The organism is Niallia sp. FSL W8-0951, assembly GCF_038006525.1.
Classification (GTDB): Bacteria; Bacillota; Bacilli; order Bacillales; family Cytobacillaceae; genus Niallia; species Niallia circulans.
In genome coordinates this window covers 224,408-239,385 of record NZ_JBBOVK010000003.1, presented here as the reverse complement: position 1 = coordinate 239,385, position 14,978 = coordinate 224,408, and the positions used below count along the sequence as shown (strand labels likewise).

Here is a 14,978-nt window from a genome sequence, read left to right as displayed (position 1 = left end):
GCTAGCCCTCCTTCTTCTGAAGTTTTATTCGCGGATCCAATATGCCATATGCTAAATCAACGAGGAACAGCATAATAATTAAAATGGTACTGTAAAAAATAGTCGTCCCCATAATAACAGGATAATCACGATTATTAATACTATCTACAAAGTATTTCCCCATACCAGGAATCGCAAATATTTTTTCAATCACGAAGGTACCAGTCAAAATACTGGCTGCCAAAGCACCTAATAAAGTTACAACTGGCAAAAGAGCATTGCGCAGGGCGTGTTTGACAATTATTTTGAATGGAGAAAGTCCCTTTGCCTTAGCTGTTTTTATATAATCTTGTGTCAATACCTCTAGCATGCTCGTTCTCGTTAACCGAGCAATAATGGCAGTTGGACCTGTCGCAAGTGCTATCGTTGGTAGAATCATATGCTTCCAGCTTGACCAAGTAGCCGTTGGGAGTATCCTCCAATTAACAGCGAACTGTTGAATCAACATGGTTGCTAAAACAAAGTTAGGAATGGAAATTCCTATTACTGCTATTGTCATCGCTGCATAATCGATGACCCCATTGTGTTTAAGGGAGGCAATTACGCCAAGTGTTATCCCCGAAATAACCGCGACTATTAAGGAAACCATGCCAAGTTCAAAAGAGACAGGAAATCCTCTTCCAATCATTTCATTTACTGTCTGCGATGATTTTTTTATCGAAATGCCAAAGTCAAAGGTTGCTATTTGTTTTAAATACATACCATATTGAACAATGAGCGGTTTATCTAAATGATATTGCTCTTCTAAATTCTTCTGAATCGCGTCATTTGTCGTTCTTTCATCATTAAATGGAGAACCTGGTGTAAAATGCATTAAAAAGAAAGTAATCGTAATAATGACCCATAACGTCACGAGCATCGAGAAAAAGCGCTTAACATAATAAGATTTCATCGGTCTCACCACCTAACAAAATGTTGTTCTCATCGCAAGTTCAGTCATAACCAGCATAGCTTGATATGCTTCTAAGATGTTTTTTGCTTGAAAACGAACAATTGTAGTACCAGGCTCTATCTCGGTTCCCGGCATTAGATGAGCCCATTCAGCTTGTCCATAGTTCGCAAATTCGATGCGGAGCAATGGAGTAGCAGGTGGTACTAAAGGCTTTACTAAGTGCTTTTTTTCTAACGCTTCCCTTGTCTTTTCTTTTAGCAATTCTCCAGCCTGGGCAGGAGTTAAACTCATCGCTGCTGATCTTGAAATACTATTTTTCACAATCGCTGTTGTTACATTAGGAATTAGCTGCTCTGCTTCTTGTGCTGCTTGATCGTCCCCTGCTACAAGAATAATTGGAACACCAAAATATCCTGCAACATAAGCATTAAATCCTAATTCTCCAACAACAACGTCATCTATGTACATATTACGGACTCCAAAAATCATGCTATGGGTCATAACACCAGGAACAGAAGCTCGCGCATGATACCCGACAAAGATTGCCCCGTCATAACTAGCATCAAGCCCTTGCACCATTGAATATGGCTTCACATCCCCTGTTATTAACTTTGTTTTTGGATGAAATCTTTCTATTAATAAATTATTCATTTTACTATGGCTGTCATTTACAACCACTTCTTCTATGCCTTGATCAAATAGACTTGTGACAACATAATTTGCTTCATCTGTCATCAAGATGCGGCTTCTTTCATAATTTAGCTTATTAGAATCAACCTGTGTGTGATCAATTAACCCTGTTATTCCTTCCATATCAACTGACATATAAATTTTGCCCATTTAGAAAAACCTCCCACATTTTTTTGGTCCATCTTATTTGTACAAAATAAAAAAATCCAGCTAACAGAGAAGTAAAATCTCTATCAACTGGATTTTCTCTGCGTATAACAGAAAAAGCAGTTTATACCAATTCTTTTAATAGTTGTTTATATTTAATATGGGCATTCTTAAAAGCAACCATAACTGCTTTTTGAGAAGATCCAAAATAACGATTTTCTACTTCCTTTAAAACGGTGTCTAAATCTACCATCGATTTCCCGACAACAATAGACTTAATGAAGGAAGAGGTTATATTGATAGTGGAAGAACATTCTGCATCAATAATTGTATGAGAGACTCTATCCACCACTAATGCAATAAAAAAACCATTGTATTGCTGCATAATGGCATTATTAGAGGATGTTTTACTTTCTCCAATAATATATATGGTATTTGCATGATACATGTGATACTCCTCCTATAAACATCTGGATATTGCACGAGATATTTATGAGATCATCATAAACATTCGAAGCAATGCATATGTCGTAAGAAAAGGGCTCTGTCTTGAATAACAGCAAAACTAACAAACTTTTCTCTCTATCATTTTGACCTAGACGAAAAAAGATAGATTTAGATTATATAAAAAATTGTAATACACCACTCTTTTTTACGCAATACATTTTTGAGTATTTTCTAAATATTTTAACAAATGGTGTAAGAAAAAATAACATTATTAGAACACCACCGCTAACATCTGCATACCGTATGAGGGGACGCCCTTCCTATATTATTTTCCTTTTACTAACGGAGAAGAGTCTAATTTAATGTATTCTCCATTTTCTACTACACAAACGGTATTTCTTCCCTCTCTTTTAGATGCATATAGCGCTTCATCCGCCTCGCTAATCAACGGGGTAAGAGCTAGACAGTTTTCCTTTATAGCTACACCAAAGCTCGCAGTAATATTAATTACTATTTCCTTATAATATAAAGGGGTTTCTGCGATTACCCTCCTTAATTTCCCAGAAATAGAAATGGCTGATTCTGCTTCTTTTCCAAATAGAAAAAGAATAAATTCCTCTCCACCATATCTGCCAAAAACTCCATTCTTAGGCACAAGAGCTTTACTTAGAGAGGCAATATGCTTTAATGCTTCGTCTCCCCCAAAATGTCCATATGTATCATTTATTTTCTTGAAATGATCAACATCAAACAGGATAACGGCTATCTTTCTATGCTTGGTAAGCATCTCTTCAGCAATTGCTGTCACATAGGCACGGTTAGATATTTGTGTCAGACTATCTGTGTATGCCAATTTTGTTAAACTGAGCTGTTCCTTCTTTTGTTCCGTAATATTCGTAAATATAATCGAAATACCAACAATAGCTGACTCTCCTTTTTTAATCGGAGAGATCTTAACTTGATAATATTCCGTTGCTGATTTATTAGTCCTCTCTACTTCCGATATGACAGAATCCGTATCGATGTTTTTTAGCAGCCCAAGAACCTGATCATCCAACCCTAATACAGCTGCTATGTGTTTTCCTGTTTTTACATCCGAAAACAACCTAGAAGCAGCCTTATTAAAGTCTTTTAGATGATATGTCTGATCTAAAACTAATACTGCATCTCCCATACTTTCAAATATATAATCTTTTTCTATTGGCGGAACCAGCAAAAATTTCGTAGATATAATGGCATATAAATAGAGAGAACTAGAAAATAGCATGGCAATTGGAACAGGATCTAAGCCGTTTGGAGTAAGTCCTATCAAATAAGAAAAAGACGCGCCAACAGGGACAAGAATTCCTGTCAATAGTATGGCTACTTGTTTTGTTTGCCTAGATTTCTCTTTAAACCAATAAATCGATAGTAATATAAAGGCAATGGCAGACGTTCCAAACGAATAAGCACCATGTAGTAAATACCATTGTCCCATCGTAATTTGCATGAGAGGAGTTGCGTTTCGATATTCTAAATATACAGATTGATAGAATAAATGATGATAATCATTTGTCGCAACGAGTAAAAAGGAAAGCGCTGGGATTAAATAATAGAAAAAATACATTTTTTTATTTAAATGCCTATCGTAGCCGATATATTGTAAAACAAGAATTAATGTAGCTGGTGCCGAAAACGGCATACCTAAATACTGAACAGCTGTCCAAAATTTCATTTCTTCTATCGTTGAGCTGGCGAGACCTGATGCATACCCAAATGCATAAATAGCATTAAAACAGGAGAACCATAGGAATGTTCGCATTCCTTCAAATGCCTGTCTATTCATATACGCAATAATGGCTAATATCACATGCAATGCACCCGACATCGTGATTAAAACAATAAATACCATGACAGTATGATCCATTACTTTTGCTCCTGTATCCTCATCATCTGGCTTTTGTTCATTTGGTTAGTTCCTCTTTTCTTTATGTTCTTCCACCTATTATAAATCTTGTGAAAACCCGTTACTAGATTAAGAGATTAAAAATCGGCTATTTTACAAAATAAATAGCAAGCGATTGCTCCATCTATCAAATCATTTCACAAAAGAACAGAGCCTTCCTACTATGGCTCTGCACTTTTCTTATTCTATGGAATGCAAAATTTTCTTAGCTGTTTCTTCCCCATTCGCTATACATGCTGCAATTCCTACTCCATAGTAGGAACAACCAGCTAGATGCACATTAGGATATAAAAGAGCTAAGTCTTGGCTAAGTTGTTCTACTGCTTGCTTATGTTCTAATGAGTAAACAGGCATCGCATTAGTCCATTTTGTCACTTCATAACTTTTAGGTTTTGAAGTAATACCAAGGCTTCTCTCTATATCCTTTCTAGCCTCTTGGATTAGTTCCTCTTCTGTAAGGCTATTTAGCCGTTCATAGGCTGGATTTGTTTTTTTATAGAATAGACGCAATAATAGCTGATTATTCTTCGATGTATGCTTCCACTTTCTACTTGTCCACGTACAAGCATTACAAACAATGTCACTATCCCCTGCGACTATAAAGCCTGTACCATCTTTAGGCAGTTCATCATCGGAAATATCATAGGACAAATATAAGGTGATATTGGACGAATTTTTCAACTTGCTAAAGACAGGATTTAATTCATCCTTCCTTAAAATATGCTGTGTTACATTGTGGGGAGTAGATAAGACAACCATGTCTGCCACTTCTTCTTCCCCATTGGATAATTGAACTTTATATTGGTCTGCTTCCTTATTTATTCGTGTAACAGCTATTCCCTTTCTAACGGATACATCTTCTAATACCTTCTCCAGTCGATCAATAATTGTAGATAACCCATCTTTAAAAGAAATAAATTTCTTATTCGCAGCCGATTGAAACGATTCTTTATTCTTCCCTAGCCCACGGATGATGCTTCCATACTTTTCCTTATATTCGAGCAGATAAGGTAGGGTGGAGCCCATTGTTAATGAATAAATATTTCCAGAGTAAACGCCCGCAAGAACTGGTGCAATCTGCTTTTCTACGATTTCCTTTCCCAGATAATACTCTAAAAATTCACCAATGGAGGATTCTCTCGTAAAGCTTGACTTAGTACGAAAAAGATCCTTTAAAGCCTCTAGCTTTCCTCGAGTGGAAAGTAGTTCACTTGTAAAAAGAGCTTCTAATGTCATCGGAATACCGAAAATAGAATCCTTGGGAATTTCTAATAATTTGTTTTGTGTATGAATATAAGATGTCCCTGTTGCGTTATAAACAATTTCTTCTTCTAAATTAAGTTCCTTAACAAAGGGAAGAACATTTTTATTGCGGGCAACAATGGAATCTGCTCCTGTTTCCATAAGCAGATCATCTTTTGTAACCGTATGGATTTTCCCGCCTAGGTAGTCATTTGCCTCCACTAAAACTAGTCGAAGTCCTAATTGTCTTTCTCTATTTTCCTTCTGCAAATAATACATGGCAGATAATCCTGTTATCCCACCACCTACAACTAAAACCGTTTTCACTTTCTTCCACCTCTTTTAGCAAAATTCCCTCTTCTAAATACCTTCTTATTAATAGCTTTTTTTATTATAAAGCATCATGACCATTTTCTTTCTCACCATCATCGCTTTTTTTGTGTCTATTTGTTCACAATTAAATCGCAAATTAGCTGATTATGCCCTTATATTCCATTGTATAATAATAGTAGCCACGTAATGTAAGCGCTTCTCTTCGGATTCGCTATCAATTTTATCAACGCAACAATTATAACGTATTCCTAATGAATGACAAAAAATTTGATTGGTGGTGTTTATCTATTATGGCTAACAGCCGGCTATCTGTTGCTATTCATATCCTATCTTTAATTGCCTCGAAACCATACGAACAAATAACCTCTGATTCTATTGCAGAAAGTGTGAATACAAATCCTGTAGTGATAAGAAGAATGTGCGGACTTTTGAAAAGAGGAGGAATGCTAACGAGCAGAGCAGGCATTTCTGGGGCATCCTTATTAAAACCTCCTGCTGATATTACCCTTTTAGACATTTATTTAGCCGTTCAATCAAAAAGTGAATGGTTCGCAATACATGATCATCCAAATCACCGTTGCCCGATAGGAAGCAAAATTCATCCAATCTTAAACCAGACTTTTTCTACCATCCAACTAACAATGGAAAAGGAATTAGAACATATTACATTACAAGATATAATGGATGAAATGGAAATATACAGTAAAATTTAGCCTGAATAAGAACGACAAAAAAACTAGCCATCAGGTATCCTCATATGCTAGTTTTTTTGTCGACTTGGATCATCTCTTGGAAGATATTCTCCCAATCTTTTAACATGGCAAGTTGCTTTCTTCTGCTCTGCCACGCTTGGCTACCAGCATTCTCTGCCATCTTTTCACAGGCATGAATAAATTGATTCACTTCTGTCTCCCCTAGCAAAAGTTCATAAACGCCTCCTTCCACATATCCTTTTGTTGAAGGCAAGTTCATCCCTATCACTGGTTTTCCAGCAGCAAGAAATTCAAAAAGCTTTAATGGAAAAATAGCCTTATTATATGGAGTATCCTTATATGGCATAATCCCTATATCAAGCATATGCATATAAGCAGGAACCTGATTTCTCGGGACACTTCCCATCCATCGAATATTTGGTTCCTTCAATAATTTCATAAATTCCGGGCTGTTATTCGTTCCATCAGGTCCAACTAATAAAATGGTCCAATCTCTTCTTCTTTGTGCAATTTGCTGGATTAATTCAAAATCAAGTTTTGGTTTAATCCCACCAATGTACCCAATCATCAGCCCTTCTTTCTCAATAACCGGCTCCCTATTCTTCTGTTCCTGAAAAAGCTGGTATTCTACTCCGTTTTCATACGTAAAAATCTTGTCTCGATAGGCTGGTGTTCTACTTATTATTTCCGCCGCTAAAAAGCATGAAGTACAAGTAATATAACTTGCTTTTTCAACAATTGTTTGTTCACTTTGATAGATGATCTTTTGCTTTAAATAAGAAAGGAAAGAAAATTTCCCGCTCAATTGTTCTGCCCATAAATCACTGCAGTCATAAACGATTTGATCCCATGAATATATCTTATGCAAAGTCGGAAAAGCAGGATAGGTATACCATAAATTCACCAAATAATCCCCTTTCTTTTCTGCTAAATAATTACTTAAACTTCGGAGCTTCTTTTGGTGGAAAAAAGGGATAAATCGAGCGAAACGTTGTACTTTATAATTTCCCAAATCACTGATTATCCACTGGTAAATACCATTTTCTAACCTCGTTACTTCTGATGTCTGTTTTTCCCCTGGACATAACCAGATTACTTCCTCAGTTTCCTGCTGTTTTTGCAGAAACTCTGCAAATCGATGTCTTCGATAAGTCAAATTGTCTAAATTCCAAACGCCAGTTGCAACGATAACATGGATTGTTCTCATTTTCTATGCTCCTCTACCTTCTACAGTCTCTTCCGAATAGCATTATAAGCATAATGAGAAAAATACCAGGATGACTGCAAGAAATTTAACTGCTCTATTTGACGATAAACATGCCAATTATTTTTTGCTGCTTTCCATTTATTTTTAGAGATAGAATCATTTCCTACTCTATATTCTGCTAATATTTCGTTTAAGCCAAATGCACGGAAACCTCGCTTCAAAATCATTAACCAAGTTGCTAGATCCTGCCGAGTACGGATGTTGGGCATTTGAAAATCCCCTACTTGATCACGATCAATTAGAACAGTCAGACAGCCAACAATTGTATTTTTTAGCATGGTTTGATAATCCACTTGCTCAGGAACCCGAATATATTTATTTATCCGCTCTCCTTTTTGATCAATACACTCATAAGCAGTAAAGGTGAAAGCATACTGATTTTCCTTCATATATGCTAGTTGAATTTCAAGCTTTTCTTGTTTCCATCGGTCATCACTGTCTAAAAAGGCAATATATTTTCCACGCGCATGCTCGAGCGCCATATTCCGAGCAACAGCCGCTCCTCCATTAACCGTTCGGTAAAAAACTCGAATTCTCTCCTCTACTTTTTCCCATTCTTTTAATACCTCGACTGTGCCGTCTGTGGAATGGTCATCAACAATGAGCAGTTCCCAATCTGTGTATGTTTGTTCCCTAACAGACTGGATGCTAAAAGATATATACTCTTTACAATTATAGGAAGGCATAATAATGGATACAGATGGAACCATCTCCCACTCACCTCTTTATTCGATCTCGGATTTTAAGAACACCGGATAAATTATCCATAAACAACTGAGCATGATGCCGATCATTACACCCATTAGCGCTCGATCTTGGGGAGAGATTACACGATTATCCCCACTTATTGCTGCGACATCCTTAACTAACATTGCTGGCTGCATATTTACTTGTTTCGTTTTTAGTTCATATAGAAATCGTTGTTGATCAACAGCTGATTCTGCTTGAACAGGTTTTTCTTGAAGCTGATCAATGCTTTCTGAGATAATTTCTTCTTTTTCTTGATAATACTGTTGATCCATTTCCAGAAAGGCAGCTACTAATTCTGATAAGGAATCTACGGCTTCTTGTTCACTTGAACCAGTAAGTGTAAAGCTGATCTTTTTAGGGGTATCCGCAGAAATAAGAAGCTGTTCCTTCTCTATATCGACACTGGGTAAATAGTGTACAAAAGTCGTTTCATTTCTTAATAAGGATGCAATTACTTCACTATTATTTAAGTACTCATTTTCATAATTCCCTAGTAAAATAGTGGCCTCTGCTTTAACTGCTCCCTTTTCTTTCCCAGCTGGGACAAACCATCCTATTGCTCCTAAAAGGACACTAAGCAATAATAAAGGGATAAAATATTTTTTCCATCTAGCTGCTATAATTGATAAAACAGACCTCACAAACGAACTCTCCCTTTCTGCTATGAAAGTTAAGATTCTAGCTTTCTATTTTTATAAACAGACAGAGTACATAAAATAAACCCAAGAAATACCCAATGAAAATATAAGTTCATCACAGAGCTTGGGCTGATACTCGAAATAACGAATGCTACCATTCCGATCATACACGCCTCTAACAACATTTTATCGGTACCGCTGTCCGCCTTCTCGTATGCTCGATAGAATGATATAAATGCATAAATCAATATCATTAAGTAGCCAAACAAAATCATTAACCCAAAGTTGCCGGCGATTTCAGCATACCAATTATGCACTTGGTAGACATTTCCTGTTGGAAAATAACTCTTATACTCCAGATAATAAGGAATATTTCCTGCTCCGATTCCAAATCCGTAAGAATCGAGCAAATAAGAAAACGTATTTCTTAAAAGATTGATTCTCGCTAAGTTTGATGGTAACACTTCATTAAGCTCATATTGTCCGGCTAACTCTATAAGACTCTGAATTTTACTAAATCCTCTGTTAGCAAACAAAATCCCTCCTAGTATTCCTACTCCAAGACTAATTCGTAATATTAGTTTCTTCCACCACTTTGGAATGATCAGGAATATATACACTAATCCGCCTCCTGCAAGGGCAAGTATTCCAGCACGTGATTCCGTTAAATAAATAAGCAGGAAGACTAGGACGCTAAAAACAAACGTAGATCCCTTCAGCATTGTTCTCTTGGTATTTTTTACAACAGCTAAAAAGAAGAAAAAAGAAATGCCTAAATAGACAGCAAAATCATTTTGATTGTAAAAGACGGCTGTTGGATACGATAGTTTATAACTGGAAGCACCATACAGACCGGAACTTGGTAATTGAATAGAAAAGAAATAATTCACGAATCCTATTCCCACTAATAAAATGGTCATTCCAAGCCATCCTGCCAAAAAGTACTTTAGCTGTTGCCGTGTTTTAAATGTCACATTCGCTAAATAGACAAATGCTATTCCCATTATCAATAAGGACATGTATTTAAGGGAAGCAATAATAGAAATAGACCAAAGAATCGAAATGGTTCCATAAAGAATCCATCCACCAAAGAACAACCAAATAAACGGTAGCCCACTGCGATTAAAATCCTGTACCATCCTTTTTCTGTAAAAAGCAGTGCCCATATATAAAACAATTGCTAATAATAGCAATATTCTGTATAAGAAAACAGAAAAAGCACCAACTTTCACACTAAGAATGGATTGGTTAAGAAAAGTGGAAAGCAATAAGACATACATGACATTTTGAAATAACTGATCAAGTGTTATGACTGACTTCAAATATATTCCTAATTGAATCGCAATCCATATACATACGATGGGAAGCATCCAAGTTAATTGATACATCGTTGTCCAATATAAAACGGTAAGACAACCGATCCCTAATACGGTGAATCCTATTGTTTTGCTTACTGTACGGTTAGTTCCCAACTTCTACAATCCTTCCTCCCTACTTTTGTAAAACTTGTTTAGATGAGAATAGCGTTTCTCTTAATCCATATTCTAAATTGGTTTGTGGCTGCCAATTCAGTTGTTGCATGGTCTGTTCATTGCATAAAATACTATGGAGAATATCGCCTTCTCTGTCTGCTTTATAAATTGGTTTTAATGGTACCTCGCTTATATCAGCTATCTTCTCCCAAAGTTGATTTATCGAGATTCGGTTATTGGATGAAATATTCAGGCAAAGATTTTCGTCCTGCTTTAACGCATGTAAATTTGCATTCGCAACGTCTTTTACATAAATGAAATCTCTTGTTTGTTCTCCAGAACCGTAAATAATTGGTGGTTTTTCTTCAAAAACACGATCAGCAAAAATAGAGATAACCCCACCTTCTCCTTTACCATCCTGCCGCGGTCCATAGACATTGCTATATCTTAAAATTCCATACGACAGTCCATATAATTTAGAAGCTAACTTCAAATATTTTTCGACCGTTAATTTTGTTAATCCATAGGGTGATTCCGGCAAAGTTGGATGTTCTGTCGTAACAGGGATCTTCACTGGATTCCCGTATACAGCTGCCGAAGAGGCAAATAGTATTTTCCGGACGGAACCGCGAATAGCTGCTTTAATGACATGTAATGATCCTTTTACATTTACATTTTCATCATGTAATATGTCATGCACTGATTCTGCCACACTTACTTGGGCAGCTTGATGAATAATAAAATCAGGATTTAAGTCGACAATATAATCAATCACACGAGAATCTGTTATATCAAACGGGCATATTTTAACAGCTAAATCCTGTATATTCTCAAATTTACCCGTAGAAAAATTATCGATAACTATTACTTCATATCCTTCTTCTAACAAACTCTCTACAATATGTGAACCAATAAAGCCCGCTCCACCAGTAACAAGAACCTTGGTCATTTCGCTTCCTCCCAAAAGTGATTTAATTGATTAGTAGATTCTATCGACTTGCTCGCCAATTCTTGGTAAGTTCCCAGTAGTTTTTTAGCATTATCAACTGCAGAATAGTTATCAAGAACACGCTGATATAATTGTTCTGCAGCCTTGTCAAACAAGGCTGCATCAGCTGCTTGCTCTTTCACTCTTGTTACAATCGCTTGTACCGACCGAGGCTGAATCAGCAAATTGGTGTACTCTCCAAATAAATCAGGTATCCCGCCGACACTTGTGCAAATTGTCGGTATCTTCAAAGCCATCGCCTCTATAACAACGGTCGGTAATCCTTCCGAATAGGACGGTAAGATAAAAGTATCGCATGCTGACAAATAATCGCTTACTATCTCATTAGGAATTTGTCCTGCTAAGAATAATCGTTTATTATACAAATTATTTTTTTGCAGCTTTTCTTTTTCTGGGCCAGCCCCCACATAAACCACTACATAATCTTCCGGAAGATAAGATAATGCCTCTGCTAATTCAAAAATCCCTTTTTCTTTCACAAGACGCCCTACAAACAAAATGATTTTTTTATTAACAGGTAATGCTAATTCCTCTCTATAGCTCGCTTTTAAATTGGCTGCCTGCGGTAATTTAAATTTCGATAAATCAATTCCTATCGGTAACGGCATACATTTTCTCCCAGTTTTTGTCTCAGCTGCAGCAGCAAGATGTTCTCCTACGGCAATAACTTCATCTGCGGACTTTACCGTTTTTTGAAAAATCCGTTCCGCACTTCGACTAAATGATGGATAAATATGGACATCACTTCCATGTAATGTGAGCAGCCAAGGCTTTTTACATTTAGCGGCAACAATTCTTGCTGCCCCTCCCGAAGGCATAGCGAAGTGTGCATGGATCAAATCGACCTCTATGTTCTCTTTCTTCCAAGTTTTAAGAATACATTCTGCAATGCGCTTATCTGGCTGGAACCAGCGAAGTTGACCAGGTGTCGCCCTATACACAGGCCTATATATGTTTATGCCATGCCTTTTCTCTAAATATGGATAGTTCTTTTTATGATATTTTTTCTTCCATAGTCGAAAGAAAAAAGGATTTAATGGAACTGGATTAATAACTGTTATATCCACTCCTAAAGAGGATAATGCTCTTACCTGTGTTTCATGAAACACCCCGCTTCCAGGGTTATCTGCACTAGGGTAAACACTCGTTATCCACAATACTTTCATGATACACATCCTATCGTTCAGCTTATTCCTTTATTGATATTCTTCTCGAAATGCTACATGCTTTAATGCATGCAGTAGCAGCAAATAACTAATCCCGCTTATCAACACAGACCATACAAGTGCCCAAACCAAATTATTATGAATAGAAATCATTTGCGTTTTTGACAGGAATGCAATCCCACTGCTGACCACTGCAAGAATAAATGGCAGCAGCAACACTTTTACATAACTTTTTAGCTGAAGCCCGATCATTCTAGTTAATAGGATTCTCCCACCGATAAAATTAAGAATACTTACACCCACATATGTCCATGCTACTATTTCCAGCTGATTACTCCGAACTGCAGCTAATAATGCTAAACCATAACAAACTAATACTCCTAAGTCCCAATAAAAAGCAATGTCTGCTTTTCCCTTTGCTAATATAATGCTCCCATTGGGATTCATAAGAACCCTTAGAATTCCTACTATAATCATAATTTCCAAAACAGGAACAGCCGCCATCCATTGCTCTCCAAAGAAGAGTGGGATAACTAAATCTGCAACAGCATAGAGCCCTAATAACAATGGAAACGACACAATTGCTAATAATTTGGTCATATATAAATAACCACTCTCTAATGCCCGATTATTATTTTTATCTTTCGCAAACACCGGAAAGGCAACTCTCGTTATAATAGGATTTAACTTAAGAACGGGAATAGTTATAATTTGATAGACTAGGTTATAAATCCCCAATGCTTCCATGCCCATAAATCTTCCAATCAACAACATATCCATATTGCTTCCTAAACGATTTACGAGCCTAGATAAAAGCTGATACACGCCAAAAGAGAAAAATTCTTTACATGCTTTGATATCTAGCACAAAGCTTGGTCTCCACTTTGGGAAGTAACAAATATAAAAAAGAATCCCTTTCAAGGAATAAAGGCAAACCTGTGACCATACATAAGCATTAACTGGATTTTGCTTTAAAAAAAGGAGCAGTCCAATTAAGAGACTAAAGCTTAAAACATTAGATATCGTTTCGATCTTTCCTAATGTCTTAAACGATAAGTCTCGCTGCATTAAGTACTGTGACTGCTGTCCTATAGGCGCGATCAAAAATACGATTGATAGTAATCTGACTTTTCCCTCTAACTCTTTTGTTTGAAAATAATCTGCAATAATGGGGCTTGCTGCCTGCATAAGGAAACAAATAAATATTCCTAAAAGAACATTTATCCAAAAAAGGGTAGATAACTGCCTTTCTGTTGCATGATGTTTTTGGATGACTGCAGCCCCTAAGCCTAATTCAACAAAAATTTGTGCAAAGATGCTGATTGTCGTCAGCATGCCAATCATGCCAAATTCCTTTGCACTCATGATATTGCCTAGTACGATAAACTGTCCAATCTGTAAGAGAGTAATAACGAACGTTGCTATACTGGTCCATTTTGCTCCACTGTTAATCTTGCTTTTTATGGAGTCCAATTATCTTGCACCCTCTCCTGTGAGCACCACTTTTATCGTCTTTACTAAAATTTTCATTTCTAAAGAAAATGTTACATTATTAATATATTGAAGATCGTAAGTTAGCTTTTCTCTTGGTGTGATGTCATACCCACCGTTTACCTGGGCAAGGCCAGTTAATCCTGGCTTTACTAGCAGCCTATTCGAAAAACCATCAATCTCCTTGCTAAATTGTTCCGTAAAAGAAGGTCTCTCCGGTCTTGGTCCAATAATAGACATATCACCTTTTAAAACAGAAAATAATTGTGGTAGCTCATCAATCCTTGTTTTTCTTATAAACGCACCAATTTTTGTAATTCTTGGATCATTTACCTCTGCCCATTTTTCTCCGTCTTTTTCTGCATCCATTCTCATCGATCGCAATTTAATTAAACGAAAGCATTTGCCATTCTTCCCAACCCTTTGTTGCACATAAAAGGGAGAACCTGGTGAATCTATGCGAATGAGAATAGCAAATAGAAGAATCAACGGGAGAGTTATAACAATACCTATACTTGCTATAAAGAGATCCATCATTCTTTTAAAAACTTGATAAAAGGAAACTTTTTTAGAAGATTTAAGGTTATTTGCTTGTACAATTGATATCTCTTTTAAAATATGGATACTCCTGTTAGCCTGCATGTTTTTTCACCTCAAAGTTTTATCTATCTGAGCTATCAGATTTAGTATAGGGTTCCAATGTTAATAAATCATTGAATCTATTTTAAGGAATAGTA

The 14,978-nt window shown here is 36.5% G+C and carries 14 protein-coding genes; 1 reads left to right on the top strand and 13 read right to left on the bottom strand.

Going from position 1 to position 14,978, the window contains the following annotated elements; genetic code table 11:
* Position 1: 1 nt before the first annotated feature.
* The 5 genes from NSS71_RS23495 to NSS71_RS23475 all read right to left on the bottom strand — a co-directional run bounded on the left by NSS71_RS23495 (position 2) and on the right by NSS71_RS23475 (position 5,729).
* On the bottom strand, positions 2-931 hold the full coding sequence (locus NSS71_RS23495; protein ID WP_047944257.1) for an ABC transporter permease: 930 nt from the start codon (positions 929-931) through the stop codon (positions 2-4).
* A gap of 12 nt (positions 932-943) precedes the next feature.
* Entirely contained in the window at positions 944-1,771 is an 828-nt protein-coding gene (locus NSS71_RS23490; RefSeq protein WP_047944258.1) for a M55 family metallopeptidase, read from the bottom strand.
* A gap of 121 nt (positions 1,772-1,892) precedes the next feature.
* The gene (locus NSS71_RS23485; protein WP_047944259.1) at positions 1,893-2,216 is read right to left on the bottom strand and encodes a DUF3870 domain-containing protein; all 324 of its coding nucleotides are present in this window, start codon (positions 2,214-2,216) and stop codon (positions 1,893-1,895) included.
* Between the two features lie 324 nt (positions 2,217-2,540).
* Complete coding sequence (locus NSS71_RS23480; RefSeq protein WP_341152077.1) at positions 2,541-4,121, bottom strand: histidine kinase N-terminal 7TM domain-containing diguanylate cyclase; 1,581 nt, start codon at positions 4,119-4,121, stop codon at positions 2,541-2,543.
* Positions 4,122-4,340: 219 nt separating this feature from the next.
* Positions 4,341-5,729, bottom strand: coding sequence for a protoporphyrinogen oxidase (locus NSS71_RS23475; RefSeq protein ID WP_144580924.1), 1,389 nt, complete (start codon positions 5,727-5,729; stop codon positions 4,341-4,343).
* Positions 5,730-6,025: 296 nt separating this feature from the next.
* Here NSS71_RS23475 and NSS71_RS23470 point away from each other — a divergent pair, with 296 nt between their 5' ends.
* Complete coding sequence (locus NSS71_RS23470) at positions 6,026-6,448, top strand: Rrf2 family transcriptional regulator (protein ID WP_047944262.1); 423 nt, start codon at positions 6,026-6,028, stop codon at positions 6,446-6,448.
* Between the two features lie 40 nt (positions 6,449-6,488).
* Here NSS71_RS23470 and tuaH read toward each other — a convergent pair whose 3' ends face one another.
* The 8 genes from tuaH to NSS71_RS23430 are packed head-to-tail and all read right to left on the bottom strand — an operon-like array spanning position 6,489 to position 14,883.
* A complete protein-coding gene (gene tuaH, locus NSS71_RS23465) occupies positions 6,489-7,655 on the bottom strand; it encodes a teichuronic acid biosynthesis protein TuaH (RefSeq protein ID WP_341152076.1) in 1,167 nt (388 codons plus the stop codon).
* A gap of 20 nt (positions 7,656-7,675) precedes the next feature.
* Entirely contained in the window at positions 7,676-8,425 is a 750-nt protein-coding gene (gene tuaG / locus NSS71_RS23460; RefSeq protein ID WP_047944264.1) for a teichuronic acid biosynthesis protein TuaG, read from the bottom strand.
* A gap of 15 nt (positions 8,426-8,440) precedes the next feature.
* Positions 8,441-9,106, bottom strand: coding sequence for a hypothetical protein (locus NSS71_RS23455; protein WP_341152075.1), 666 nt, complete (start codon positions 9,104-9,106; stop codon positions 8,441-8,443).
* A 29-nt stretch (positions 9,107-9,135) separates the two neighbouring features.
* Positions 9,136-10,575 carry an O-antigen ligase family protein gene (locus NSS71_RS23450; protein ID WP_341152074.1) on the bottom strand — a complete coding sequence of 480 codons (1,440 nt, stop codon included), beginning with the start codon at positions 10,573-10,575 and terminating at the stop codon, positions 9,136-9,138.
* Positions 10,576-10,594: 19 nt separating this feature from the next.
* Positions 10,595-11,524 carry an NAD-dependent epimerase/dehydratase family protein gene (locus NSS71_RS23445; RefSeq protein ID WP_341152073.1) on the bottom strand — a complete coding sequence of 310 codons (930 nt, stop codon included), beginning with the start codon at positions 11,522-11,524 and terminating at the stop codon, positions 10,595-10,597.
* Positions 11,521-12,750 (bottom strand): teichuronic acid biosynthesis protein TuaC, encoded by a 1,230-nt coding sequence (gene tuaC, locus NSS71_RS23440; RefSeq protein ID WP_341152072.1) that lies wholly within the window; start codon positions 12,748-12,750, stop codon positions 11,521-11,523. Before tuaC ends, NSS71_RS23445 begins: the two co-directional genes overlap by 4 nt.
* Positions 12,751-12,780: 30 nt before the next feature.
* Positions 12,781-14,223: a teichuronic acid biosynthesis protein TuaB gene (gene tuaB, locus NSS71_RS23435; RefSeq protein ID WP_047944268.1), complete on the bottom strand. Its 1,443-nt coding sequence runs from the start codon at positions 14,221-14,223 to the stop codon at positions 12,781-12,783.
* Entirely contained in the window at positions 14,224-14,883 is a 660-nt protein-coding gene (locus NSS71_RS23430) for a sugar transferase (RefSeq protein WP_251689101.1), read from the bottom strand.
* Between the last annotated feature and the right edge of the window lie 95 nt (positions 14,884-14,978).